26 protein-coding genes are annotated in these 24,198 nt (G+C 39.4%); 17 read left to right on the top strand and 9 right to left on the bottom strand.

From position 1 onward, the window contains the following. The first annotated feature begins 74 nt into the window (after window positions 1–74). Window positions 75–611 (top strand): DUF2892 domain-containing protein, encoded by a 537-nt coding sequence (locus WKR92_RS03925; protein WP_375556527.1) that lies wholly within the window; start codon window positions 75–77, stop codon window positions 609–611. Here the strand turns inward: WKR92_RS03925 and WKR92_RS03920 are convergent. Further along, on the bottom strand, window positions 608–2,401 hold the full coding sequence (locus tag WKR92_RS03920) for an ABC transporter ATP-binding protein (RefSeq protein ID WP_375556526.1): 1,794 nt from the start codon (window positions 2,399–2,401) through the stop codon (window positions 608–610). The two genes, WKR92_RS03925 and WKR92_RS03920, sit on opposite strands and share 4 nt — an antisense overlap. A 117-nt stretch (window positions 2,402–2,518) precedes the next feature. Between WKR92_RS03920 and WKR92_RS03915 the strand changes: the two genes are divergently transcribed. From WKR92_RS03915 to WKR92_RS03885, 7 genes are all read left to right on the top strand, one after another. After that, complete coding sequence (locus WKR92_RS03915) at window positions 2,519–3,613, top strand: Glu/Leu/Phe/Val family dehydrogenase (RefSeq protein WP_375556525.1); 1,095 nt, start codon at window positions 2,519–2,521, stop codon at window positions 3,611–3,613. Window positions 3,614–3,649: 36 nt separating this feature from the next. Then, entirely contained in the window at window positions 3,650–4,597 is a 948-nt protein-coding gene (gene nusB, locus WKR92_RS03910; RefSeq protein WP_375556524.1) for a transcription antitermination factor NusB, read from the top strand. Window positions 4,598–4,637: 40 nt separating this feature from the next. Next, on the top strand, window positions 4,638–5,093 hold the full coding sequence (locus tag WKR92_RS03905; RefSeq protein WP_375556523.1) for a DUF1573 domain-containing protein: 456 nt from the start codon (window positions 4,638–4,640) through the stop codon (window positions 5,091–5,093). A 23-nt stretch (window positions 5,094–5,116) separates the two neighbouring features. Beyond that, window positions 5,117–5,428, top strand: a complete 312-nt coding sequence (gene yajC / locus WKR92_RS03900) for a preprotein translocase subunit YajC (RefSeq protein WP_375556522.1) — start codon at window positions 5,117–5,119, stop codon at window positions 5,426–5,428. 200 nt (window positions 5,429–5,628) lie between these two features. Further along, window positions 5,629–6,471 (top strand): YbbR-like domain-containing protein, encoded by an 843-nt coding sequence (locus tag WKR92_RS03895; RefSeq protein ID WP_375556521.1) that lies wholly within the window; start codon window positions 5,629–5,631, stop codon window positions 6,469–6,471. Window positions 6,472–6,473: 2 nt separating this feature from the next. Then, window positions 6,474–7,076 carry a dephospho-CoA kinase gene (coaE, locus tag WKR92_RS03890; protein ID WP_375556520.1) on the top strand — a complete coding sequence of 201 codons (603 nt, stop codon included), beginning with the start codon at window positions 6,474–6,476 and terminating at the stop codon, window positions 7,074–7,076. After that, window positions 7,077–8,024, top strand: coding sequence for an exonuclease (locus WKR92_RS03885; RefSeq protein WP_375556519.1), 948 nt, complete (start codon window positions 7,077–7,079; stop codon window positions 8,022–8,024). It begins immediately after the preceding gene. On the opposite strand, the gene WKR92_RS03880 is transcribed toward WKR92_RS03885, so the two are convergent. Further along, window positions 8,025–8,762 (bottom strand): ZIP family metal transporter, encoded by a 738-nt coding sequence (locus WKR92_RS03880; protein WP_375556518.1) that lies wholly within the window; start codon window positions 8,760–8,762, stop codon window positions 8,025–8,027. Beyond that, a complete protein-coding gene (locus WKR92_RS03875; RefSeq protein WP_375556517.1) occupies window positions 8,759–9,337 on the bottom strand; it encodes a phosphatase PAP2 family protein in 579 nt (192 codons plus the stop codon). The genes WKR92_RS03880 and WKR92_RS03875 overlap by 4 nt, the downstream gene beginning before the upstream one ends. Before the next feature lie 250 nt (window positions 9,338–9,587). On the opposite strand from WKR92_RS03875, the gene glmM reads away from it, so the two are divergent. The 3 genes from glmM to WKR92_RS03860 are packed head-to-tail and all read left to right on the top strand — an operon-like array spanning window position 9,588 to window position 12,413. Further along, window positions 9,588–10,973, top strand: a complete 1,386-nt coding sequence (glmM, locus tag WKR92_RS03870) for a phosphoglucosamine mutase (protein WP_375556516.1) — start codon at window positions 9,588–9,590, stop codon at window positions 10,971–10,973. Window positions 10,974–10,989: 16 nt separating this feature from the next. Then, window positions 10,990–12,132, top strand: a complete 1,143-nt coding sequence (locus WKR92_RS03865) for a cysteine desulfurase family protein (protein ID WP_375556515.1) — start codon at window positions 10,990–10,992, stop codon at window positions 12,130–12,132. A 59-nt stretch (window positions 12,133–12,191) separates the two neighbouring features. Continuing rightward, a complete protein-coding gene (locus WKR92_RS03860) occupies window positions 12,192–12,413 on the top strand; it encodes a hypothetical protein (RefSeq protein WP_375556514.1) in 222 nt (73 codons plus the stop codon). Window positions 12,414–12,445: 32 nt separating this feature from the next. Here the strand turns inward: WKR92_RS03860 and accD are convergent, their stop codons facing one another. Next, window positions 12,446–13,288, bottom strand: a complete 843-nt coding sequence (accD, locus tag WKR92_RS03855; RefSeq protein WP_375556513.1) for an acetyl-CoA carboxylase, carboxyltransferase subunit beta — start codon at window positions 13,286–13,288, stop codon at window positions 12,446–12,448. Between the two features lie 138 nt (window positions 13,289–13,426). On the opposite strand from accD, the gene fbaA reads away from it, so the two are divergent. From fbaA to WKR92_RS03840, 3 genes are all read left to right on the top strand, one after another. Continuing rightward, entirely contained in the window at window positions 13,427–14,506 is a 1,080-nt protein-coding gene (gene fbaA / locus WKR92_RS03850; RefSeq protein WP_375556512.1) for a class II fructose-bisphosphate aldolase, read from the top strand. 125 nt (window positions 14,507–14,631) lie between these two features. After that, window positions 14,632–14,829, top strand: a complete 198-nt coding sequence (locus tag WKR92_RS03845) for a cold-shock protein (protein ID WP_375556511.1) — start codon at window positions 14,632–14,634, stop codon at window positions 14,827–14,829. A gap of 122 nt (window positions 14,830–14,951) precedes the next feature. Continuing rightward, entirely contained in the window at window positions 14,952–15,899 is a 948-nt protein-coding gene (locus WKR92_RS03840; RefSeq protein WP_375556510.1) for a fumarylacetoacetate hydrolase family protein, read from the top strand. Between the two features lie 12 nt (window positions 15,900–15,911). Here WKR92_RS03840 and murI read toward each other — a convergent pair whose 3' ends face one another. Beyond that, a complete protein-coding gene (gene murI / locus WKR92_RS03835) occupies window positions 15,912–16,742 on the bottom strand; it encodes a glutamate racemase (protein WP_375556509.1) in 831 nt (276 codons plus the stop codon). After that, window positions 16,735–18,156 (bottom strand): glycoside hydrolase family 125 protein, encoded by a 1,422-nt coding sequence (locus tag WKR92_RS03830; RefSeq protein ID WP_375556508.1) that lies wholly within the window; start codon window positions 18,154–18,156, stop codon window positions 16,735–16,737. The genes murI and WKR92_RS03830 overlap by 8 nt, the downstream gene beginning before the upstream one ends. Before the next feature lie 130 nt (window positions 18,157–18,286). Here WKR92_RS03830 and aroQ point away from each other — a divergent pair, with 130 nt between their 5' ends. After that, on the top strand, window positions 18,287–18,706 hold the full coding sequence (gene aroQ, locus WKR92_RS03825) for a type II 3-dehydroquinate dehydratase (RefSeq protein ID WP_375556507.1): 420 nt from the start codon (window positions 18,287–18,289) through the stop codon (window positions 18,704–18,706). On the opposite strand, the gene WKR92_RS03820 is transcribed toward aroQ, so the two are convergent. Both WKR92_RS03820 and WKR92_RS03815 read right to left on the bottom strand, forming a co-directional pair. Further along, window positions 18,699–19,724 (bottom strand): glycosyltransferase family 2 protein, encoded by a 1,026-nt coding sequence (locus WKR92_RS03820; protein ID WP_375556506.1) that lies wholly within the window; start codon window positions 19,722–19,724, stop codon window positions 18,699–18,701. The genes aroQ and WKR92_RS03820 overlap by 8 nt on opposite strands. After that, on the bottom strand, window positions 19,717–20,586 hold the full coding sequence (locus tag WKR92_RS03815) for a lysophospholipid acyltransferase family protein (RefSeq protein ID WP_375556505.1): 870 nt from the start codon (window positions 20,584–20,586) through the stop codon (window positions 19,717–19,719). The genes WKR92_RS03820 and WKR92_RS03815 overlap by 8 nt, the downstream gene beginning before the upstream one ends. A 74-nt stretch (window positions 20,587–20,660) precedes the next feature. Here WKR92_RS03815 and WKR92_RS03810 point away from each other — a divergent pair, with 74 nt between their 5' ends. Beyond that, a complete protein-coding gene (locus WKR92_RS03810) occupies window positions 20,661–21,269 on the top strand; it encodes a WbqC family protein (protein ID WP_375556504.1) in 609 nt (202 codons plus the stop codon). 58 nt (window positions 21,270–21,327) lie between these two features. Next, complete coding sequence (locus tag WKR92_RS03805) at window positions 21,328–21,960, top strand: hypothetical protein (protein WP_375556503.1); 633 nt, start codon at window positions 21,328–21,330, stop codon at window positions 21,958–21,960. Here WKR92_RS03805 and WKR92_RS03800 read toward each other — a convergent pair. Next, window positions 21,957–24,173: an FUSC family protein gene (locus tag WKR92_RS03800; RefSeq protein WP_375556502.1), complete on the bottom strand. Its 2,217-nt coding sequence runs from the start codon at window positions 24,171–24,173 to the stop codon at window positions 21,957–21,959. The two genes, WKR92_RS03805 and WKR92_RS03800, sit on opposite strands and share 4 nt — an antisense overlap. Window positions 24,174–24,198: the final 25 nt, after the last annotated feature.

Genomic DNA, 24,198 nt, shown 5'->3' with positions numbered 1-24,198 from the left:
CTTTTGTTAAAACCATGAAATAAGTCGATATTTGTAGCAAATAATAAAAATCTTAACTTGAAAAAATAGATAAAATGCCAAATATAATTCGTTTGATAATTGCTTTTGCCTTATTGGGAGCGTCTGTGACTTTGTTCGTATTCGGCCATTGGGGCTGGGGGATTTTAGTGTTATTTGTAGCAATTATAGTAGGTGTAACTTTTTTCTTCAACGAAAATATGCTGATTGCTCAGTTTTATCTCCGGAAGGAGAATATGGAAAAAACTGCTTTCTGGTTAGGCAAAATCACCAATTATGAGAGACAACTTTTCCGTGGGCAACATGGTTATTATTTTCTGCTAATTGGTTTAATAGAATCTAGAACAGCACCACTTAAATCGGAAAAATATTTTAAACGAGCCTTGTCGCTAGGGCTTAAGATGAGCCACAATACCGCGATGGCCTTCTTGAGTTTGGCTGGAATCGCGATGGCAAAAAGAAATAAGCGAGAAGCAAATAGGTTTTTGCAGGAAGCAAAGCGAGCTGATAAAAATAAACTTCTAGCAGAACAGATCAAGACAATGAAGGATCAGATGGGCTTAATGGATAGGACACAGACTCGTTTCCGTTAATTTACTACGGTTTCTTCATCCAATTTCTGTTTTTCATATAATTCGAAATATTTTCCGCCGAGTGCGATAAGCTGGTCGTGATTACCTTTTTCAACTATTTTTCCGGCCTCTAATAAGATGATCTTGTCTGCGTTTTTAACGGTTGATACGCGGTGTGAGATAAGAATACTCGTCTTGCCTTGCATGATCTTGCCGAGCTGGTTTAGAATTTCTTCTTCTGTCTTTGTGTCTACAGCTGACAGGCAATCATCGAATATCAATATTTCTGGATCCTTGACTAGCGCCCGGGCGATCGATATACGTTGTTTTTGGCCACCCGACAATGTTATTCCTCGTTCGCCAATTGCTGTCTGGAAACCCTTATCGAAGTTCATAATGTTGTCATAAACGGCTGCTGATCGGGCAGCCCATTTAATTTTTTCCTCGTCTTCGGTGTTCTGGCCGAAAGCAATGTTCCTGGCAATCGTGTCGGAAAAAAGAAAGACGTCTTGAGGGACATAGCCGATTTGCTCACGATAATACTGTAAGTTATATTCGGTGATATCGACGTCGTCTATTGTTATTTTTCCAGCATTTAAGTTATACATCCGCATCAACAATGCTGCGATGGTAGACTTTCCCGAGCCGGTTTTACCCAAGATTGCTAATATTTCACCTTGGTTCACGTTAAAAGATATATCGTCCAAAGCGGTAATCCCGGTATCAGGATAGGTAAAAACTACATTTTTGAACGCTATTTTTCCTTCTAGTTTTTTTCTTATCCCATCGTTTTCGTTATAGATATCCGGTTTGGTCTCTAAAAATTCATTGATCCGTTTTTGTGAAGCAGCTGCACGTTGGATAAGAGAGTTTACCCAGGCAAGTGCCATTGCTGGGAAGGTTAGTTGGTTAACATAAACAATAAATTCTGCAATGTTTCCCGATGAAATAGTCCCTTTTATCACTTCTTGGCCCCCTACATATACGGTTAAAATTGTACTCAAACCAACAAGTAACAGGATTAAAGGAAAGAAGATCGCCTGTGCTTTGACTAGAGAGATGGAGACGTCTTTATATGTATTACTTTCATCTAAAAAATCACTCGCTTTTTTTTCTTCTCTATTATAACTTTTAATTACTCGGATGCCAGAAAATGTTTCTTGAACAAAATTCGATAATACAGAAAGTTGTTTCTGGATATTTTCACTTCGGATATTAATAATTTTATTAATGAAGAGTATTACGATCGTAAGAATTGGAATAGGGAGTAGTGCGTAAAATGTAAGTGTTTTATTTACTTGCAACATTGCTATAATCACCATAATGGTGAGAACAACAGTGTTAATCGAATACATCACAGCAGGTCCTAGGTATCCACGGACACGGCCGACATCTTCCGTTGCCCGGTTCATTAAATCGCCAGTATTGTTGCGTCTGTAAAACGCCATATCTAGTTTTTGGTAATGAGCATAGATTTCATTCTTTAAATCGTACTCAATGTGCCGCGATGTTAGGATAATTGTTTGTCTCATCAGAAACAGAAATAGACCTCTGATTAATGCTAGAATAAGGACTGCGGCACCAAATAATAATAAGCTGTATCCAAAAATCTGATAAATTTCCTGCTGCCTATTGAAGCCCTCGAATATCTGATATAAGCTGATGTTTTCTTTGACAAGATCAAACGCTACGCGAATGACCTGCGCTGGTAAGATGCCGAAGTAGTTGGAAGCGATTACAAATAATACGCCGGGAATTAACCTCCATTTATACTTATAAAAGTATTTGTTCAGGTATGATAGGTACTTCATAGAATACAAAAATATGAATTATCCTTTAATCATTAGGTAAATACCTAATACTTGATTTATAGCGTAATATTCTATAAAAATTATTACTTTTGACCGCAAGGGATCACCTTTGTTAAAATGAGTACTGAGAGCACAACAAATACCGACATTTTTCAATTGTTAAGTCAATTCGACCATCAAAAGATCGCGTTTTGCAATGATGAAAAGATAGGTCTTAAAGCTATTATCACAATTCATGATACCACTTTGGGACCCGCGATCGGAGGTACTCGTATCCTAGAATACAAAACTGAACAAGAAGTTATTAAAGATTCCTTGAGATTGTCAAAAGCCATGACATACAAGTCGGCGATCACCGGCGTGAATCTAGGCGGTGGAAACGCTGTAATAATTGGCAACAATTCCATAATAAAAAGTGAGTCTCTACTTAGACGCTTTGGTCAATTTGTCAATGAGTTGAATGGAACCTATATAACATCATTAGATATTGGCACTACCCCTCGAGACATGGAGATTATCAAAATGGAGACACCCCATGTTGCTGGTTTGCCCGCTTCTGTTGGAGGCAGCGGTGACTCTTCTCCATTTACTGCCAAAAGTGTTTACTATGGTATTAAAGCCGGTATTAAAGAGATGTTTGGTAATGATAGTTTAGCTGGACGGACAATTTTAGTACAAGGTAGTGGCCAAGTTGGTGCTGACCTAGTTTCTTTGCTTAGACGAGAAAATGCAAAAGTGTATGTCAGCGATATTGTGGTAGACAGAATGGTCTATGTTGCGAACCAATATGGAGCAGAAGTTGTTCAAGCAAATAATATATATAATATGGATGTCGACGTATACGCTCCTTGTGCATTGGGCGGAACGTTGAATGACGACACGATTCCTAAGTTAAAATGCAAAATTATTGCAGGATCCGCGAATAACCAATTGAAAGATGAAGATAGGAATGGTAGGATGCTTCTAGAACGGGGTATTTTGTATGCACCGGATTATTTGATTAACGCGGGCGGGTTGATTAGTTGCTATTCGGAATTAGCTGGTTATTCCAACTCTAGGACGTTAGAGCTTGCAGAAAATATCTATGAAGCAACACGTTCTGTGATTCAAAAATCAAAGCTAGAGCAAATTTCTGCCCATCAAGCGGCTAATAGAATAGCAGAGGATAGGATAAATTCAATAAAAATTATTAATAATCACAGGCGACTGTAAAAAGGTTATATTTCCACAAAAAAATCGTTCTTTATAATGTTAAATCGCAGACATCTCCGCGTTAAGGTCTTGCAGACTCTTTATGCATATTATCAATCCGAAGACAAAAACGTCACTAAGTTTGAAAAGGCCTTATTGAAAAATATTGATCAGGTAAATGAAATGTATATCTGGCTTTTAAATCTTTTGGTTGATATTGCTGATTATACAGTGATAGACGCGGACGAACGGTCTCGAAAGTTTTTACCGACTGAACAAGATCTTAATGCAAACCTACGTTTACAAGGCAATGTGTTTATCGATACGCTTCGTAAAAACGAAAAGTTTATCGATCAAAGTAAAAAGTATCATGTCTCATGGTCATTTGACCCAGAAATTGTAAGGCAGGTATTTCATAAACTGCGGGATTCGGATGAATACCAAGCGTATTTATCGCAAGATTCTCATAGCATATCAGAAGATAAGGATATCATCAAATATATTTTTAAGAAAATTATTCTTAAGCTTCCAATTGTTGATCAAGCCTTCGAAGAGAAATTTATAAATTGGCAGCTTGATAAAGAAGTATTACAAGCTTTGGTTGCCAAAACTTTTAAGAATTTCGTCTCACATAATCCTTATGAAAACAAGCTTGCCGATTTAACGCCGAATTGGAATGAGGATAAGGAGTTTATTATCGATTTATTTGTGCTAACCGTTCGTCATTCGGAAGAGTACAGCGAGATGATTGGGAAAAAGACAAAGAACTGGGAAGCGGATCGAATAGCGTTGATGGATACCCTGATCATGCAGTTGGCTATTTCGGAATTACTCAATTTTTCTTCAATTCCCGTTAAAGTTACTATCAACGAATATATAGAGATGTCCAAGCTTTTTAGTACGCCTAAGAGCAATACATTTATCAACGGAATACTTGATAAAATTCTGGGTGAGCTTAAAAGTAATGGAAGAATTCGGAAATATGGCCGAGGATTAAATGAATAAATTTATATTTGTAAAGAAGTACCAAATATTTAAAAGGGTTATGAGAAGGAACTATCTAAAATCGATATTGGCAGCGTTTGTAATATCTGTACTTGCTGTATCATGTAACAGCAGTGCAAATACAACAGCAGATACTGCAAGTACTGAAACCGAAAACACTCAATCTGATGAGGCTAGTGCCACAGAGTTTGCAGTTGTAGAAGTTGAAAATGATACCTATGATTTTGGCGTTGTAAACGAGGGACAAAAGGTCAAGCATGAGTACACATTCACAAATACCGGGAATACACCCTTAATTATAAGTTCAGTACGTGCTTCATGTGGATGTACAACACCAAATTATCCAAAAGAACCTATTAATCCTGGAGAGCAGTCAACGATTGAGGTTGTTTTTGACACCAGTAATCAACCGGGCATGCAACACAAAGTCATCACCATGCTTTCCAATACGAAAGAATCACAAACAATCTTTCATCTAAAAGGTCAGGTAAAATAAATTATATATAAGTAAATAGAAATATGACAACAGGAAACATTTTGCTACAGGCTGCTCCGGGCGGCGGATTAATGAGCTTTTTACCCATGATTTTGATAATCGTGGTCTTTTATTTTTTTATGATAAGACCACAGATGAAAAAATCAAAAGAACATAAGAAATATATTGAAGCATTAAAGGTTAATGACAAGGTTGTAACAACAGCTGGTATTCACGGACGAATTATGGAGGTTAACGATACATCAATATTACTTGATGTTGGTAATGGGGTTAAGATCCGCTTTGATAAAAGTTCAGTGTCTTTAGACGCTTCTAAAGCTGCTAACGCCCAGTAAGCTCGGTAGTCTCATTTCAGGCGCTTAACGAATGGTCATAACCTTTTATAACCGTTTGTTAAGCGTTTTTGATTTTAATATCTTACAGGAAGGACATGGCAATATTAAATTTAACAAAGGTTCAAAGGCAGAAAGTACGCATTTTCATTGTGTGTATATGTGTTTCTGTTTTTTCGTGGGCCTTATTTGCTATGTCTAATATGTACACTTACAGGATCCCCGCAGCTATTCGTTATGTCAATGCACCTAATAATAAAGCGTTCCACCCGCTTCAGTCGGACACAGTTGATCTCCAAGTAGAAGGTTCTGGGTGGCAAGTTGTTTTTGCGCGGCTTAGTTTCCAATCACAGGAAATCAACGTTGATATTAGTCCGTTAAGGACGCGTGATTGGGTGGTGTTTTCAAGTCAAATGGGTTTTATCAACAGGCAATTTTCTAGTAACCAGCGCATCGTATCAATATCTCCGGATACGCTCCATTTCGACTTTTCAAAACAGACTGTTAAGAAGGTCCCAATCAAGTTCGCATCGGATCTAAGCTTTCAAAAACAATATGCGATCATTGATAGTGTTCTATTGAACCCAAAATATGTAACCGTCACCGGTCCCTTAGAAGATCTAGCAAGGATTGATGCGTGGGAGACAGACACACTCCGTAGAAAAGATATTAATTCAGATATTTCTGGCAGACTTTTTCTCCAGCAGAAGAAACAGGCTAATATCAATGTCTATCCTAATATTGTCGAGTTCAAAATACCAGTAGGGGAGGTTACCGAAAAGGTTTTAGAGATTCCAATCCGGGTTGAGAATGCGGAGGAGTTTGCTTCTGTTCGTTTAATTCCGTCAAAAGTTAAAGTCACAGTTTTAGTTTCTTTGAGAAGTTATATGGATATTCTGCCGAGCTCGTTCGAAGCCGTCGTCAATCTTGAAAGTTGGAAGAATAACCAAGTCGAAAGTTTACCTGTTATCCTAACTCAGTTCCCTGAGTTTTGTGAAATCGTCAAAATTAGCCCTCAGAATGTTGATTTTATCATAAAGGAATAGAGATGCTTAAAATCGGAATAACTGGCGGTATTGGGAGCGGGAAAACCACCGTATGTAAGGTGTTTGAGATACTTAAGATTCCTGTGTTCTATGCCGATGATGCCGCTAAGTCTGTAATGAATAAAGACCCTCATTTAATTGACGCAATCAAGCGAGAATTTGGATCAGAGCTGTATTCCGAGGAGGAGATATTGGATAGAAAAGCTTTGGCGAAATTGGTTTTCAATAATTCACAAGCTTTAGAAAAGTTAAATAGTTTAGTCCATCCAGCTGCTATCCAGGCTTTTGAAGATTGGAGTAAAGAACAAGATAGTCCCTACATAATTAAAGAAGCGGCAATACTTTTTGAAAGTGGGTCATATAAGGATTGTGATTTCACTATCCTTGTTTATACTCCTGAGAATTTGCGGATTAAGCGAGTTATGAAACGTGACAATACTACAGAAGCAGAGGTGCGTGCGAGAATTGACAAACAGATGCCGGAGGATAAAAAGCGTGAACTTTCGGATTTTGTAATTGAAAACGACGGCAGCACTGCACTATTACCGCAAGTATTAAGCTTACACGGTTATTTTCTTAGCCGCTCAAAGTTAAACAAATCTTAGATGAAAGAAATCATTTCAGATTTTTTAGTAATGACGAAACAAGGCCTTTACTGTGCCACGGGCAATTTTCATATCGATCCAACAAGTTCGGTAAAGACAGCAGTTATCTCCCATGCTCATGGTGACCATGCTTGTAGAAATAATGTGACGGTTTACTGCACTCCGCCAACACAAGCATTCATGAAATCACGCTATGGTAAAGCGAGTGGGCACGAGTTTCGTTTATTTGAATACTTCCAGTCCTTTGATGTAGGTGGTGTGAAAATCACTTTTATTTCCGCGGGACATATTTTAGGATCGGCGCAGATTTTACTTGAATATAAAAATGTTAGCTATCTGTATACAGGAGATTATAAAGTTCAACCTGATCCCACTTGTACGCCGATTGACTATTTCCGAGCGGACGTGCTCATCACCGAAAGCACATTCGCAAACCCGACAACTCATCATCCGAGCGATGTTGAAGAGATTAAAAAATTAAATACGTTCAGCGATAATGTACTTTTAGGAGCTTATGGCTTAGGCAAGGCGCAGCGGTTGAATTATTTAATAAATAAATACTGTCCACAGAAAGCCGTCCACTTGCACTATTCCATTCTGCCCATACACAGGGTGTATGAACAATATGGAGTCGACTTTCTGCGATATAGCCCTTACGAGCGAAAAGCGCTGAAATCGAACTTAGAAAATCAAATTTATATCGTGCCACCATTGACCTTTAATAGTTATTTCAGAGCTACGAACTTGAAGAAAGTATTTGCTTCTGGATGGGAGCGTCTACAAAGGAATAACGACATGTCTTTATACATTTCAGACCATGTTGACTGGGGTGAAATTTTGGAATATATATGTGTAGTGGATCCGATAGAAATATGGACACTTCACGGTGACGGTAAATATTTGGAGGAACATTTCCACGCTAAAGTGCCTGTTAAAATCCTCAACTAATTAGTGAGAATGGCCAAACAGGAAATTAAGAAGAGATATTAGAACACCTAGTAATACAGCTACAATTTTCTGTCTATTATAACGGTGATCTTTTGTCGATGATTCGAATAGAATCGTTGTTGAAATATGTAAAAATATCCCAACAACAACCGCCATTATTTTATCAAAATATTGAGAGATATCTATCACTAAGTGGCTTTTAATCCCTTCGCTAAGTAAATATCCGAGCGGAGACATGGCTGCAAAGAGGATTAAAGACATTAAGGTTCGTCGATTGCTGAGCTGAGCGCGTAGTAATAATGTGCCAAGGGCAAATGCGGCTGGTATATGATGGATTGCAATACCGAAAAGTAAATAATTTCCGTGCTCTCCGGCTAAAGGCATTCCTTCGAGAAATGCGTGTAAACAAAGACTAGCCATCACGCCTACTGGGAACAGATATTTCTCATGTTCTTGATGATCGCCATTCTTGTGCGGGTGAAGGTGTCCGTGCTCAACACCGGCCGAAAATTGCTCCAAAAGCAATTGAAATAAAAATCCTCCTAAAACATATAAGCCTATTTTTTCATCACCTGCGTTATAGGTGTCAGGTATCAGGTGTAAAATAGTGATCGCAAAAATGTAGGATCCGCTAAATGCGAGAATAAGCTTGAGTAATTTAGTATTATCTCGTTTTACAATAAAGACGGAAAGCCCGCCTAAAAGAGCTGAAATAAACAGTATACTGCTAATGATCATGTTTCTGACCGTTGTGCTTTAGATTGGATGAAAAAGAATAGCCACGATGTAAAGAGTCCGATTGCAGTTCCGAGTAATGCGCCCACCAATATATCCCCTGGATAATGCACACCTACATAAATTTGTGCAAAACTGATGGATGCCGCCCATAAAAGTGAAAGCCAGACAATCGGTTTCCATTGACGCCTAAATAACATGAGGATAAAAATACCGATTGCGAAATGATTGGTGGCATGCGATGAGGGCATGCTATAGCCGCTTCCACAGCGTACCCGTGTAGTGACCTGCTCTTTAAACGGCACGTCGTTGCATGGTCGTACGCGCATAACTTCAGGCTTAATTATCGAAGCAGATGTATAGTCCCCTAAGCCGAATGTCACTAAAAGTAAAAGAATCATAATAATTCCTTTTTTCTTGTAATTTCTAATAGCGAAAATAATGAAGAATAGATATAAGGGTGCCCACGTGTAAGGGTTTCGAAGTAGGGGCATTAAGAAATCAAAAAATTGATTTGCTAATCCTTTATTGATCGATAAAAAGAGCTGTTGGTCTAATTCTATTAATTGTTCAATCATGATTGTTCATGCTAAATACATTGAGCTAGTGAGAATGAAGATACACATCTTTACTATTGGATGAAAAGCATTTTAAAAAAAAGCGGTAAGCGCACCGTGACATAATTAATAGGGCAATACCGTTGTTTCTTTACGTCGCTAATTCAATTAAGTTGCAAATATAATAAATGTACGGTTGTTTGTTTCATTTGAGACAGAAAAATTCCTTCACATTCCTTACTTTTACGGTTTTAAATCGAAGAAACTAGCTATGACACTGATTAAGTCTATTTCCGGAATACGTGGCACCATCGGAGGTCGTCCAAACGACGGATTAAGCCCATTAGATATTGTTAAATTTACAGCAGCCTTTGGCAGGTTGATTCTCCAGAATACCGGCAATAATAAAATTGTGGTTGGTCGTGATGCTCGGATGTCTGGCGAGATGGTAAGAAACTTGGTCGTAGGAACCCTCCAAAGTGTTGGAATGAATGTCGTAGACCTTGGATTATCTACTACTCCCACGGTGGAGATCGCTGTCCCGAAAGAGAACGCTGGTGGGGGGATCATTCTTACTGCTAGCCACAACCCTGCACAGTGGAACGCTTTAAAACTCTTAAATGAGAAGGGTGAGTTTATAAACGACGAGCAAGGAAAGAAAGTGCTTGAAATCGCCGATAAATTAGATTTCGACTTTTCGGAGGTATATGATCTTGGAAAAGTGAGCTTTGATGATTCATATCTCCAAAAGCATATTGACGAGGTTTTAGCATTAGAATTTGTTGATGTCGAAGCCATTAAACGTGCTAACTTTAAAATAGCGGTAGATGCAGTAAATTCAACAGGCGGAATCTTTGTGCCTGCTTTACTAAGGGCATTGGGTGTAGAAACGATTTATGAGATTTTTTGTGAACCTAATGGTGACTTTCCGCACAATCCAGAACCGTTAGCTGAAAATTTGACGGAATTATCTGCATTGGTTGTTAAGGAGCATGCGGATCTAGGGATCGCTGTTGACCCGGATGTAGATAGACTGTGTTTCGTCATGGAGAATGGTGAAATGTTTGGCGAAGAGTATACCTTGGTTGCGGTAGCTGATTTCATTTTAGAAAACAAACCAGGTAATACTGTTTCGAACTTGTCTTCTACGAGAGCATTGAGAGATGTGACCTTGAAACATGGTGGCGAATATTTTGCCGCTGCGGTGGGCGAAGTGAATGTGGTAAATAAAATGAAGGAAGTTGGAGCTGTCATTGGGGGTGAAGGAAATGGAGGTGTCATTTACCCTGAAACACATTACGGACGTGATGCATTAGCTGGTATAGCTTTGTTTTTAACTCATTTAGCCAAACGGAAACAAACGATTTCCGAGCTTCGCGCCACTTATCCACAATACTATATGTCCAAAAATAAGATCACCCTGACAGACGGTATGGACATCGACCAAATACTTAATGAGGTTGAAAAGATCTATCAGAATGAGAACTTTAGCACCATAGACGGACTGAAGATTGATTTTGAAGATAAATGGGTCCATCTGCGCAAATCGAACACCGAACCCATCATTCGTATATACTCCGAGGCACCTACATTGGCAGAAGCTGAAGCTATTGCTGATAAAGTTATGACCAATATTAGGTCTTTAATTAAAGACTAATTCATAAATTTGCAAAATGCGAATATATTTTGATAACGCTGCGACAACTGCTATTGATCCGGTGGTTGCGCAAGAGATGATTGACGTAATGCAACATGCATACGGCAACCCATCATCAATCCACGCTCATGGTCGCGAGGTAAGGACATTGATAGAAAAGGCGCGAAAAACAGTTGCAGGTCTCTTAAAAGTATCTCCAGCGGAAATCTTTTTTACGTCCGGAGGAACTGAAGCGGATAATATGGCGATCCGAAAAGGTATTGAGGATCATGATATTACACATGCTATTAGTTCTCCTATTGAACATCATGCAGTATTGCATACATTGGAAAATCTAGAGAAAGAGGGTAAAATCAAACTAAGTCAGCTGGATGTAGATGCCCATGGAAATGTCAATCTAGAGCAGCTTGAATCTTTGCTGGCGGCAAACCCCAAGTCCTTCGTATCGTTAATGCATGCAAACAATGAAATTGGTACACTACTCGATATCAAACGGGTGTCAGATATTTGCCAACAACATGAGGCACTGTTTCATTGTGATACCGTTCAAACGATGGGGCATTATGAGCACGACCTGAGTAAGATACATATAGATTTTGTAACCTGCGCGGCTCACAAACTTCATGGACCGAAGGGTGTCGGATTTTTATATATAAACCATAATGTAAAAATAAAACCCTTGTTATACGGTGGTGCTCAAGAACGTAATATGCGTGGCGGAACAGAAAATGTTTATGGGATTGTTGGCTTAGCAAAGGCACTTGAAATAGCGTATGAGCATATGGACGAACATCAGGCTCATATTCAGAGTTTGAAATCATATATGCTTGAACAAGTTCAAAAGCATATTCCAGAGTGTACGGTAAACGGTGAGCTGGATCCAGATAAAAGTTTATACACGGTTTTAAATATTTGTTTCCCAGAAATGGATATGGCGGATATGTTGTTGTTTAATCTTGACATTGCGGGTGTGTCCGCATCGGGCGGAAGCGCTTGTAGCTCTGGGTCTAACATCGGGTCCCATGTTTTAACTGCAATTGGCTCCAATCCTAATAAGCCCTCGGTCCGTTTCTCATTCAGTAAATACAATACGAAAGAGGAGGTTGATATAGTCGTGTCTAAACTTAAGGAGGTCTTCTTGACCGAACTGTCAAAATAAAAATACAAACAATGCTTTCGGATTCTCGTTTTCCTATAAATAAAGGAAGGAGAATTAATATGAAAGATCACGAAGAAAAGAATTCCAAGACAACTCGAAGAAGTGAATCGGAAGACGAATCGGATACAAGAGTACCGACAGGTTTCGATGACATTAATTCAGCAGATGCTGAGTCTCAAGATAATGTTATTTCCGATACCAAATCAGAAATACTAAATCGTAAGCGTGGTCGAGATCATGGGGAACCGTTGACCGGTTCAACCCCTAAGACTGATAGCTAAGATTTGTATCGTTACCACATTAGAAATCGCATCTATTTTACCATCCGTAAGAATGATGCGATTTTGCTTTTCATGTCTTTTCTATTGGCGATAAAATCGAGGAACCCATGCTCAAGCACAAACTCGGCAGTCTGAAATCCCTTAGGTAAGTCCTTTTTAATAGTTTCTTTAATGACACGTGGACCAGCGAATCCAATTAGAGCTCCTGGTTCTGATATGTTTATGTCCCCTAACATAGCATACGAAGCAGTTACCCCTCCTGTGGTCGGGTCGGTTAGATACGATATATAGGGAATCTTTGCTTGACTCAACAATGCCAGTTTCGCCGATGTTTTTGCCATTTGCATTAGTGAAAATGCTGCTTCCATCATCCGGGCACCGCCTGATTTCGATATAAGTAAAAAAGGAATCTTGTGCTCCATGCAATAGTCGATCGATCTTGCAATTTTTTCGCCAACTACCGAACCCATTGACCCACCTATAAAAGCGAAATCCATGCAGGCAATGACTAATTCTTCGCCCTCCATCTTACCGTGTGCACTTCTTATCGCATCGTTTAATCCAGTCTTTTTGTAACTGTCTGCCAGTCGGTCTGTATACTTTTTGGTATCCTCAAAGTTAAGAGGATCGCCCGATCTCAAGTTAGCGAAAAGCTCTGTAAATGAGTTGTCATCAAATAAAATCGAAAAATATTCTGCCGATCCTATTCTCAAATGAAAGTTACAATACTGACAAACATATTGATTTTCGATTTGCTCTGATTTTAAAAGAGGCTTCTTACATGACGGACATTTCTTCCATAAGCCATCTGGCGCTTCCTTCTTATTTTCTGTTGCAGTATTGATACCAACTTTATTACGTCTGAACCAAGCCATTTTCTATGTTTTCAATTTCGTGCAAATTAACGAAAAAAAATAGAAATAGAATTTCATTTGTTGTAGGTCTTTATAGATACCCGAACTTTTTTGTTAAATTCGTAAAGTTTAATTCAATTTTACAAATTATTATTTTTAATGAGCTTAAAAAATTACAAAGGTGTATTGCACGGAGACGCGGTACAAGAGCTGTTTGAAATAGCTAAAAAGAATCAATTTGCACTTCCGGCTGTAAATATTATTGGAACAAATTCTATTAATGCTGTAATGGAAACAGCGAAGGCGGTTAATTCACCCGTTATTATCCAGCTTTCAAATGGTGGAGCACAATTTTATGCAGGTAAGTCGTTAAATAACGATAATTTAAAGGCCTGTGTGCTTGGTGCGGTCTCAGCAGCACAACATGTTCATTTATTAGCCGAGCACTATGGTGTAGCAGTGATTTTACACACTGACCATGCTGCTAAAAAGTTACTTCCATGGATTGACGGTTTGTTAGATCATGGTGAGGAGTTTTTTAAGAAACACGGAAAGCCGCTTTTCTCATCTCACATGTTAGATCTTTCAGAGGAGTCTTTGGAGGAAAATATTGAGATCTCTGCTAAGTACCTAGAACGTATGAAGCCATTGGGGATGACTATTGAGATTGAACTTGGTGTTACTGGTGGCGAAGAAGATGGTGTTGACAATACGGATGTAGACAGCTCAAAGTTATATACACAACCCGAAGAAGTTGCATATGCTTTTGAGAAATTAAGTAAAGTGAGTGACAAGTTTACCGTAGCAGCAGCATTTGGTAATGTTCATGGCGTATATAAGCCTGGAAATGTGAAATTACAGCCGGTTATCTTAAATAATTCACAGAAATATATTCGTGAGAAATTTAATATTTCCGAGGACAAGCCAGTAAATTTTGTATTTCATGGTGGTTCTGGTTCTTCACCGGCAGAAATAAAGGAAGCTCTTTCATATGGTGCAATTAAGATGAACATCGATACGGATATGCAGTGGGCTTTCTGGGATGGTGTTCGTGATTACTATCAGGCTAATGAGGATTCGCTTCAAAGTCAGATCGGCAATTCCAATGACCCTGATGCTCCAAACAAGAAGTTTTATGATCCACGCGTATGGTTGCGTAAAGGAGAGGAATCATTCGTTACCCGATTGAAACAAGCTTTCGAGGAGCTGAATTGTTTAGATGCGAATAGCAAATTATAGTTTGACGCAAATTCGTTTTATTTCTCCATTTTTTTATCTTTGGTATAATAATTAACGCAGTTCTTGACTGTTATATCAAAAGTATACCGGTTTCGACTGCAATTAAGCAGTATAAAATTAAATTAATGAAAACCGGAAAAGTAAAGTGGTTTAATGCCCAAAAAGGATTTGGATTTATTATTCAGGAAGATGGTCAAGACATCTTCGTGCATTTCAAGGATGTAATAGGTGGAATCGATGTCTTAAATGACGGAGATGACGTTGAATTCGAAGTGACTGAAGGTCGTAAAGGCCTTCAAGCAGTGAACGTCCAAAAATTATAATTGCGAATAAGATTCTAAAATAAAAAAGGAGATTGTATGGTTACAATCTCCTTTTTTTGCGTTAATGGCTTTTTTAAAACAATGTATTGATGCACTTGTTGATTTGGTATATGAATTAGCATATGAAATTTGTATCCTATCTCGATGTTGACAGTCCCCGTTTAGGTATAATTGTAAACGATCAATTATACGATCTACATAATATCAACCCATTTATCAGCGAAACAATGCTTGGCTTCCTCCAACAAGAAAACCAAGGAATGGATTTTGCAAAAATTACCATAGAAGAAATTGCTAATGGGCAATATGCTCAGAAGTCTTTAGACGATAAAGTAATCACCGCACCGTTGCCTAATCCTAAATCATTTCGGAATTGCATTAATAAGAACGTAAAAGGGTTACCGTTTCCGATATGGAATTTTGGTAATCATCATGCGGTCGGAGGAGAGGGGGACGTTGATTGCATGCAATATCATTTTGGTAAATTGGATTTCGAATTAGAAATCGCTGCCGTTTTGAACAAAGAGGGCAGAAATATTCGGGCAGAACATGCCGATTATTACATTGGTGGTATTATGATGCTCGTTACGTATGTTTCAAGAGGTATCCAGGATGATGAACAGAACTTTGTCGATACTTCGGCGAAAAGCATGGACTTTAGTGTCACAACAGGTCCTTTTTTAGTAACACCAGATGAATTAGACGAGTATCAAGTCACAAAAGAAGGCCATATTGGTAAACACTACCAGATGGAAGCTGAATGTATTGTGAAGGGCGAGAAGGTTTATGAAACCAATACAATCCACTTGCCTTGGACATTTGCTGAAATAATAGAAAGGGTGTCTTACGGAGCAACATTATATCCTGGTGATATAATAGGTTCAGGTAAGATCCAAGGGGCTTGTTTAAAAGACGTTAATGAGGAAAATAAAAGGAATGATGAAGCCTATGAGGATCAATGGCTCAATCCCAATGATGAAGTTATGTTTCATGTCCAGGGCCTTGGAGAATTACGGAATAAAGCAAGTCTTAGCGCAGCCGAAATATCCTTGACGGACGATGATAGTTGACTGACCGGAAGTTTAGACAAATATCTGCGTGGATTTTACTTCTTTTTCGTAGAATATCCCCCCTTTTTCATTGAATATTGTTGGGTTTTCAGTGGTGAAAAATTTCTTATGGCTACCCTTGGACAAAGAGGAATCAAGCTCTTGGTGCCTATTTAGATAGTCTTTCAGACTTTCGGCTACTAGTCCTCCTTGTTCCATAATAGTGATGGACGGAGGGGTAAACTTCCGGATTAGTGGATATAGAAGTGGGTAGTGGGTACAAGCAAGAACGATAGTATCAATGTAGGGCGACTGTTTTAACAGCTGATCAACATGTTTTTTAACAAAATATGCGGCTCCTGCTGTATCCATTTCATTGTTTTCAACAAGCGAGACCCACATTGGACAAGCTTCTTGATATACGGAAATATCTGGGAAAAATCGTTCGATTTCTATCCGATAAGACTCTGATTTAATCGTTCCGGGGGTTGCTAAAATGCCTACATGCCTGGTTTTTGTAAACTCGCCGATCCGTTCTGTGGTCGGGCGAATGACGCCCAACACCTTTTTGGACTCAGGGTACGCAGGTAGGTTATTCATCTGGATCGTTCTCAGAGCTTTCGCTGATGCCGTATTGCAGGCAAGAACAACAAGTGGGCAGCCCATTTCAAACAGCGTACGTGTGCATTGCCACGTATATTGATAAACTGTTTCGAATGTTCGCGTACCATATGGTACGCGAGCATTGTCCCCTAAATAAATATAATCATACTGAGGTAGTAGCTTAACAATCTCCTTGAAAACTGTTAAGCCTCCGTACCCTGAATCGAATATGCCGATAGGCCCACCATTAGCGTTACGCATTTAATAAATGGGGTTTTTCCTGATATACTTTCCATAATAGTTCGCCGAACAGTGTATTGGTCCATGCAAACCAGCTTCTTGTAAAGTTAGAAGGATCGTCCTTATGGAAAGACTCATGCATAAAGCCGGTCCCTGCATTGCTTACACGCAGCATATCAATACATTTTTTTATTTCATTCTTATCACTAGTTGTCATCGCACGCATCACGATACTCATTGGCCATACCATGTCTAAGCCAATATGCGGTCCGCCAACGCCTTCAGCAACTTTTCCTTTGAAGAAGAATGGATTGTTTGGTGACAGAACATAATTTCTTGTACGTTGATAAATAGGGTCGTTCACTGTAACTGCATCTAGATAAGGTAGCGAGAGTAAACTTGGTACGTTCGAATCATCCATCATAAGATAGCTGCCGAAACCATCAACCTCAAAAGCGTAAACGCGGCCATGGCGTGGATGATCCACGATTCCGTGTTCCTGGATAGCTTTTTCCACTTCGTTAGCTAGCTCAAGCATTCGCGTCGCTGTTTCTTTCTCTTTTGTAATAGTGGTTAACATCTCAGCAGACTCACGCAGACTAATTACGGCAAATGCGTTGGATGGGATTAGGAATGAAAATACGCTTGCGTCGTCACTTGGACGGAAGCTGGAGCAGATCAAACCTACGGGTTTAACGGGATATCCATAGCCATCCATCGGCAAGGTGTCAGTAGCGCGAGCAGTTTCTCTTTCAAACTTATACGGGCCAAGATCCTCCTTCCGTTGTTGCTCGAGAAAAGTTTGCAAGGTTTTCTTCTGTGCGCTTACCCAAGCATCATTGAATGGCGAGGTGTCACCAGTTGCTTTCCAATATGCATAAGCTAAACGGATCGGATAGCAAAGTGAGTCAATTTCCCATTTTCTCTCATGTATTCCCGGTTGCATGTCGGTTCTATCGTCTTTCCAATCTCCAACCCGATCAGCTGTTTTGTAGAAAGCATTTGCGTAAGGATCTATATTGATATTCGCAGATTGTCTATTAATCACGCCAGCAATGAGGTCTTGTAATTTCTTGTCTTCTTTCATGAACGGCAGGTAGGGCCACACTTGTGCACTGCTATCGCGCAGCCACATGGCGTCAATGTCACCTGTAATTACATAGGTGTCCGGTCGTCCGTTCAATACCTGATAATCCACTGTGGTGTCTAACGTGTTTGGAAAACAATTAGAAAATAGCCAAGCGAGTTCTTTATTCTTTACTTTACTTTGGAATTCTTTGATTACCTTTTCAATAGCCGGGCTGCTGAAGTGTCTTTCTGCAACGGGAGGTCTCATGTCCTTAAATTGCTGGCTTCCTGCCGCGAAACTTAAGTTCCCCGCCATAACGCCAGCAGACAGTAATGCTGATTGTTGTAAAAATAGTCTGCGTTTCATAGGTTTAAAGTATTTTCAATTTCGTGTTGTAAATAATAGTTCGAATTTTCCTCCTAATATGCAAAAAAAAGAACGAAACTGAATCAAGTAATAAGAAAATGCTTCTTATCTTTGATAAAACGACCTTAGCATGAAAATACAAATCATTAACGGACCAAATCTTAATTTACTAGGAAAGCGTGAACCTGAAGTTTACGGCAAAAAGTCGTTCGATGAATACTTTCAAGTATTAACTGAAGCGTTTGCCCAGCACGAAATCATCTATTTTCAGAGCAATAGCGAGGGTGCTATTATCGACAAGATTCATGAAGTTGGTTTTGATGTCGACGGAATTGTCTTAAATGCGGGTGCCTACACACACACATCTTTGGCGATTGCCGATGCTATAAGTGCTGTTTCGTGTCCAGTTATTGAAGTACATATTTCTAATGTACACGCACGCGAGGCATACCGTCAACATTCTTATCTTGCGAAAAATTGCCTTGGTGTGATAAGTGGATTTGGTCTGGAAAGCTATCGTTTAGCGATACAGGGGTTAGAGCTTAACTGAATTTGTCTTCACGTAAATCTCCAAAACGTCTTTTATTCTTGACAAAAAAGTCCCATATAATAAGACCATCGTAAACCTTGGAAGTTAAAAACGGAGCTGTGAAAGCGTTCCTTTTTTTGATCATTCTGCGATAGTTTCGAAAGAGATCTATATGGGCTCTGCTGACCGCTCCGGCATCAGCGAACTTGCCGGATAAAGCGAAACGCAATAGCGCTATCAGGTCAAGCCACAATCTTATAAAGATTGTACAATTAGGGTAACGAGCATTTTTAAGAATCATGAATAAGTTGTTCCTGAAGTTTAAAAATGTCTTCTGAGCATTTGACTTGTCGAGTGTCCCACCACCGACATGATAGACTTCCGAATCAGAATAATACCAGATCTTGTGTCCACGCCTCTTTAACCTCCAGCAAAGGTCGATCTCCTCCATATGAGCAAAAAAGTCGCTGTCAAAACCTCCGATCTCTTTCCACCGATCGCTCCGAATAAAAAGCGCTGCACCCGTAGCCCAGAAGATTTCTTTTGAATCGTTATATTGACCAATGTCCCTTTCAACATGATTAAATAAACGTCCGCGACAAAAAGGGTAGCCGTAGCGGTCTATAAATCCACCCGCAGCTCCTGCATATTCAAATGAGTCCTTCAAGGACCATGATCGTATCTTGGGTTGAGCAGCTGCTACCTCTGGGTCAGATTCCATTGCGGCAATGATCGGTTCAATCCAGTTATTAGTTACCTCGACATCCGAATTCAGTAATATAAAGTAATCGGCTTCCACTTGTTCCAGCACACGATTATATCCTTCAGCGAAGCCATAATTAGCGTCGTTTCTAATAATGCGTATTAGCGGGAAATTATTTTCGATAAAATCAATGGAATCATCTGTTGACGCATTATCACCTATCACGAACTCCAAGTTCGGGTACGTGCTATTATAGACTGATGGAAGGAAGCTTTCAAGATGAAATTTTCCGTTCCAGTTCAAAATAACAATTGCTACACTTGGATAATTATGCATGAGGTTTATGTTTCCATCGTTTATGTGACCACAACCAAAGTTCGGGTTTTTTCTGAATTAATTGTTCGAGAAATGAACTGTGTAAATCTGTGATCTCGTTTTCCGAGTATTCTGAGGGGTTATCAACTAAAACTGTAAATTCACAAGTATAGTACCCTCTTTTAACACGATCAATGTGACTATATATTATCGGGTAATTTAATTTTTTGGCAATTTTTTCGATACCAAGATACATTAGCGTTGGCTGATTGAGGAAAGTGATAAAGTGTTTTGATTCGCTTTTCATAGGTGTCTGATCGGCTAGGAAGACACTTGTATGCGCTCGATTTCTATAATGATGTATTTTTCTGAGTGTTTGTTTCATTGGCACCATCACGGCACCAAATCGCGACCTGATTTTATTGTATGCTGCGCCGAACACCTTATTGCTTAGTGGTTTATACACAATAAGAGAGGGGTAGGGTGATAACAATGAGAGTGCGTGAATACCCAACTCCCAATTTGAATAATGTCCTGTAACCATAATTACAGGCTGGCCTTTTTCTAGATAGTCAAGTAGTACACGTTCATTAAGAATCGTGAGGCGTTTTTTTGATTCCTTGGCAGAGATACTTGCCATTTTTATGTTTTCAACAATCATATCGCCTAACGAACGATAGAACAACTTTTCGATTCGCTTTAAGTCATCGCTACTTTTTTCGGGGAAGGATTTTTTTAGATTTTTAAAAACAACTTCACGACGATAGCCGACGATATAATACAATACATAGTACAAAATATCAGATAGTAGATACAGAGCCCAAAAAGGGAGTAGTGAGCAGAGGTAAATAAAAAATGATAGTATCCGAGACTGAATTTCCATGTATTTCTTAAACCAAAGCAAATATCTTTTTATTTATTTATTTTCGCAGAAAAAAAACTTAATATTACGAATATATGGAAAATGGTATTCTTTTACCCTTGTTTTATCTGGGACCAATCGAGTATTTTAGTAAAATTAAGTCGAATTCGTCACAAGTGTATTTAGAGAAGTTCGAGCATTACCCTAAACAAACGTTTCGGAACAGGGCTTCAATTCAGTCTCCCAATGGTAAACTTGACCTAACCATCCCTATTAAGAAAGGTGCACACGTACACACTAAAATGAAAGATGTGCGCATTAGTTATGATGCCGATTGGCAACGTCTCCACTGGCGGAGTCTTCAAACCTCTTATCGGAGCTCGTCATACTTCGAATACTACGAAGATGATTTTGCGCCTTTTTTCCATTCTAAAATAGAGTTCCTTTTCGACTTCAACCTATCATTGTTGGAGTTGTGCCTCTCTTTGCTAAAAATCGATCCAACGTTGCAACATACTGAAACGTATATGAAAAGCCCTGAGGGAGTAAACGATTATCGTGACGTAATCAGTCCAAAAAAGCTTAATACATTTGTCGCAAAACCTTATTTTCAAGTTTTTGAAGACCAGCATGGCTTTCTTCCAAACCTAAGTATTGTCGATTTATTGTTTAGTCAAGGGCCACAAAGTAAACAGTATTTATAGACAGAAGTTAGTCGTTCAAAACAATGGGTACAGATTCATGTTTTATAAAGAAATTTCTATGAGAATCATCTTTATTATTATTCTACTCTCTGTTTTCGGTCACGCGGTCGGTCAGGTCTCGCCCGACCCGTCTCCGGGTAAAAAGGTTTTTGTTTCAAGTGGACTTGGTTTCGGATTTCCTGTCGGTGACATCAATCAAGCCCTTTCACCTAAAGTTTCGAATATTCTCGGACTTAACATACCTCTCAGCAGCGATCGCTATTTTTTGTATCCAGTAGTCGATTTTCTACGATTCTCATACGATGAGGTCGTTGATAACCCCGATTCCGAATTCCGACTTCAGAATGGTTCTTTGAATATGTATGGATTGTCAATCATGCCTGGTATCAACCAGTTTTTAGGTTCATTGCGATTGTATGCCTATGCTGGACCGTCACTTCAACTAATTTACGAGCCATATATCGTAGTCGACATTTCAGCAGGGCAGGCAGACATTAAAAAAACTTCGTCTTGGACAGCCGGGCTCCGTGGCGGAATGGGTGCGCATTATCGGATGGGAGACTTTTACCTGTTTGTTGAATCGTCTTATGTTCGTAATTTCCGTGAAACTCAAGGAAGTGATTTGAGTGTGGTTACATTGCATGGCGGTCTCAAAACCGATGTTACCATGCTCATTGACAAGATATTTTAATTCTTCATAGGCGCGGGCTGATCGGCTAATAATTGGATTGTCTCTGAAGGTAAAGGCGTATTTCTGTCCGGAAGTACTCCTAAAATAATATCAGAGCTTCTTCGCAGGTCGTCCGTCACCCGTCGCAGTTCACGTGTTTGCGAGATAAGGAATGTCTTCTCGTCGGACTCCACCAAATCCACTAACAGTGTTTCTGGCATATTTATTTGCGCTGGTTCGAACGGACTCTTGCTGTCTTCCTGGAACTGATCGATTAGTTTTTCAAGTTTTATCGTTATACGTTTTAAGTTTCGCACAGGCCGTCCACTAATATCCTGACTATTTGTAGATTGAACAGCATCAATTAGATTAGCCGTATGCGATGTGAACAAGTGATTCACTACAATAAACTTATTCAGGCTTTTTGAGTTTTTCTGTTTGCTCTTCGGCTCCGTAATCATCCGTTGATACGCAGAAGCCATGTTTGCGCTGGCTACGTAGACTTCCTTTCTTGCAAGCTTATAATCTGTTTCCGTCAAGTCGGTCCTTACCAGCGTTTCCGGTATTTTAATAAAGTAATTGTAATTGGCAATCAAAAGCTTACGCATATATTTTTCGATTTGTTCCCCTTCCCAGCTTGGCAAGATAATATAGCTGGATATAAATGCCAGTCCACAACCTATAAACGTCGCAAATATTCGTTCCCTTGCTACATCGATGGTTCCCTCTCCTAAAAAACTGAACATAATCAATAAATAAGGGGTCATGAAAATAACACCCACGATATAGTTGATGCGTATCAAGCTATACGTGAGCACCATAAATACCAATAACATAAAAAAGCGTGTGGTTGGATCAGTCACCCAGATCAATAAAATAATCCCCATTCCTCCCCCCACAATCGTTCCCACCAGTCGTTGGAAGTTACGCTCACGGGTCAAGCTCCAACCCGGTTTCAATATCACCAATATCGTTAATAGTATCCAGTTGATATGTTGTCCGAAATCGATTGAATAGGCGAGGGCAAAGGCTCCAACCATCACGACCGACGTCCGGATAGCATGCCTGAAAATATCAGACTTTAGGGTCAGGTTGTTTCTGAAAACCTTAAGGTCAATCGTGTCATGCGAAACGAATTTACTAATGTCCCCAATGTTTCGTTGACGGTCCACTTCTTTGTTTTGGAAATAACTATAAAGCGTTTGTGTTCGTCTTGAGATACTCCTTATGTTGATAAGTACCTTCTTTAAATAAAACGTGTTCTCATGCTTATTGTGTGATGTCTGATCAATTACTTCTTTTAGTTTTTCTAAATCTTGTTGAAGATTAAACAGCAGTTTGGGTCTACGATTTGATGCGAGGTAATACCCAAAATTATCCAATTCGTTTGATAGGCGAATCAGTGTGAATCTAATTTCCTTTAATGCATCGGTATCGCCAAACTTACCTCTAATTTCATCGTAATTGTATTGGGTCGACATTGCCTTCTCATAGAGGTCGATGATGTCTGAGAATACTAAAATTAAAGTCCGTCCAATTGAGGTGGCGTCCTTTACGATCAGTTTACTCTTAAAAAGAATCTCCCTTAAACTATGTAAGTGACCATTTATTTTAATTTGTTGGTCGATTAATTTGGTATACGACTTGTCGATATCGCTGCTTGGATCGTAAAACTCAGACTTGATACGAATAAAAGTCGCTATCTCTCTGACTGCTTCCGCTAACTCTTGTTGCGCAAGCCTATAGGGCATTACCTGTGTCAATGAAAGGCTTAATAAAGCGTACCAGCCGCTGCCAAGTGTGATAAATGCGGAGTATTCAACAATACTATGCCCCCCTTCAGGAGGTTCAATATTCAAAAAAACAATAAGCATAGCAGTGGTCCCTACCGCTGCGGCACGCGGGCCGTATGCTGCTAACATTGAGAATAAAAAACTAAAGACTAAAAGTTCTGTAACTAATAATATCGGTGAGCCGTTCAAATACTGCGTTATCAGCGTCATTAAAAACACTAAAAGCAGCGTCGCCAATAGCGCATTTCGCCGGTGAGCCACTGGCCCTGGAGTATCAGCAATGCTGGCATAAAGCGCACCGATAGATATCGCAATACCGGTCTCTAAATCGCCAAAATAAAAACCCACTAAGGCAGGGATAATTGCCCCAAAAGAAATCCGTAAACCATTCGCAAAGTCTTGACCATGCAAAAAGTGTAAGAAATCCGCCTTCTTTATCATTTTAAGCGTATTACAGGGAGTCTAA

This window comes from Albibacterium profundi (assembly GCF_042159835.1).
Classification (GTDB): Bacteria; Bacteroidota; Bacteroidia; order Sphingobacteriales; family Sphingobacteriaceae; genus Albibacterium; species Albibacterium profundi.
Note: the sequence above shows the minus strand (reverse complement) of the source record. Positions and strands in the feature narration are given on the sequence as shown.

Bases quoted from the DNA above. Each gene is read 5' to 3' on its own strand.
- WKR92_RS03925 (WP_375556527.1), top strand. From the start codon at position 75: ATGCCAAATATAATTCGTTTGATAATTGCTTTTGCCTTATTGGGAGCG.
- WKR92_RS03920 (WP_375556526.1), bottom strand. From the start codon at position 2,401: ATGAAGTACCTATCATACCTGAACAAATACTTTTATAAGTATAAATGG.
- WKR92_RS03915 (WP_375556525.1), top strand. From the start codon at position 2,519: ATGAGTACTGAGAGCACAACAAATACCGACATTTTTCAATTGTTAAGT.
- nusB (WP_375556524.1), top strand. From the start codon at position 3,650: ATGTTAAATCGCAGACATCTCCGCGTTAAGGTCTTGCAGACTCTTTAT.
- WKR92_RS03905 (WP_375556523.1), top strand. From the start codon at position 4,638: ATGAGAAGGAACTATCTAAAATCGATATTGGCAGCGTTTGTAATATCT.
- yajC (WP_375556522.1), top strand. From the start codon at position 5,117: ATGACAACAGGAAACATTTTGCTACAGGCTGCTCCGGGCGGCGGATTA.
- WKR92_RS03895 (WP_375556521.1), top strand. From the start codon at position 5,629: ATGTACACTTACAGGATCCCCGCAGCTATTCGTTATGTCAATGCACCT.
- coaE (WP_375556520.1), top strand. From the start codon at position 6,474: ATGCTTAAAATCGGAATAACTGGCGGTATTGGGAGCGGGAAAACCACC.
- WKR92_RS03885 (WP_375556519.1), top strand. From the start codon at position 7,077: ATGAAAGAAATCATTTCAGATTTTTTAGTAATGACGAAACAAGGCCTT.
- WKR92_RS03880 (WP_375556518.1), bottom strand. From the start codon at position 8,762: ATGATCATTAGCAGTATACTGTTTATTTCAGCTCTTTTAGGCGGGCTT.
- WKR92_RS03875 (WP_375556517.1), bottom strand. From the start codon at position 9,337: ATGATTGAACAATTAATAGAATTAGACCAACAGCTCTTTTTATCGATC.
- glmM (WP_375556516.1), top strand. From the start codon at position 9,588: ATGACACTGATTAAGTCTATTTCCGGAATACGTGGCACCATCGGAGGT.
- WKR92_RS03865 (WP_375556515.1), top strand. From the start codon at position 10,990: ATGCGAATATATTTTGATAACGCTGCGACAACTGCTATTGATCCGGTG.
- WKR92_RS03860 (WP_375556514.1), top strand. From the start codon at position 12,192: ATGAAAGATCACGAAGAAAAGAATTCCAAGACAACTCGAAGAAGTGAA.
- accD (WP_375556513.1), bottom strand. From the start codon at position 13,288: ATGGCTTGGTTCAGACGTAATAAAGTTGGTATCAATACTGCAACAGAA.
- fbaA (WP_375556512.1), top strand. From the start codon at position 13,427: ATGAGCTTAAAAAATTACAAAGGTGTATTGCACGGAGACGCGGTACAA.
- WKR92_RS03845 (WP_375556511.1), top strand. From the start codon at position 14,632: ATGAAAACCGGAAAAGTAAAGTGGTTTAATGCCCAAAAAGGATTTGGA.
- WKR92_RS03840 (WP_375556510.1), top strand. From the start codon at position 14,952: ATGAAATTTGTATCCTATCTCGATGTTGACAGTCCCCGTTTAGGTATA.
- murI (WP_375556509.1), bottom strand. From the start codon at position 16,742: ATGCGTAACGCTAATGGTGGGCCTATCGGCATATTCGATTCAGGGTAC.
- WKR92_RS03830 (WP_375556508.1), bottom strand. From the start codon at position 18,156: ATGAAACGCAGACTATTTTTACAACAATCAGCATTACTGTCTGCTGGC.
- aroQ (WP_375556507.1), top strand. From the start codon at position 18,287: ATGAAAATACAAATCATTAACGGACCAAATCTTAATTTACTAGGAAAG.
- WKR92_RS03820 (WP_375556506.1), bottom strand. From the start codon at position 19,724: ATGCATAATTATCCAAGTGTAGCAATTGTTATTTTGAACTGGAACGGA.
- WKR92_RS03815 (WP_375556505.1), bottom strand. From the start codon at position 20,586: ATGGAAATTCAGTCTCGGATACTATCATTTTTTATTTACCTCTGCTCA.
- WKR92_RS03810 (WP_375556504.1), top strand. From the start codon at position 20,661: ATGGAAAATGGTATTCTTTTACCCTTGTTTTATCTGGGACCAATCGAG.
- WKR92_RS03805 (WP_375556503.1), top strand. From the start codon at position 21,328: ATGAGAATCATCTTTATTATTATTCTACTCTCTGTTTTCGGTCACGCG.
- WKR92_RS03800 (WP_375556502.1), bottom strand. From the start codon at position 24,173: ATGATAAAGAAGGCGGATTTCTTACACTTTTTGCATGGTCAAGACTTT.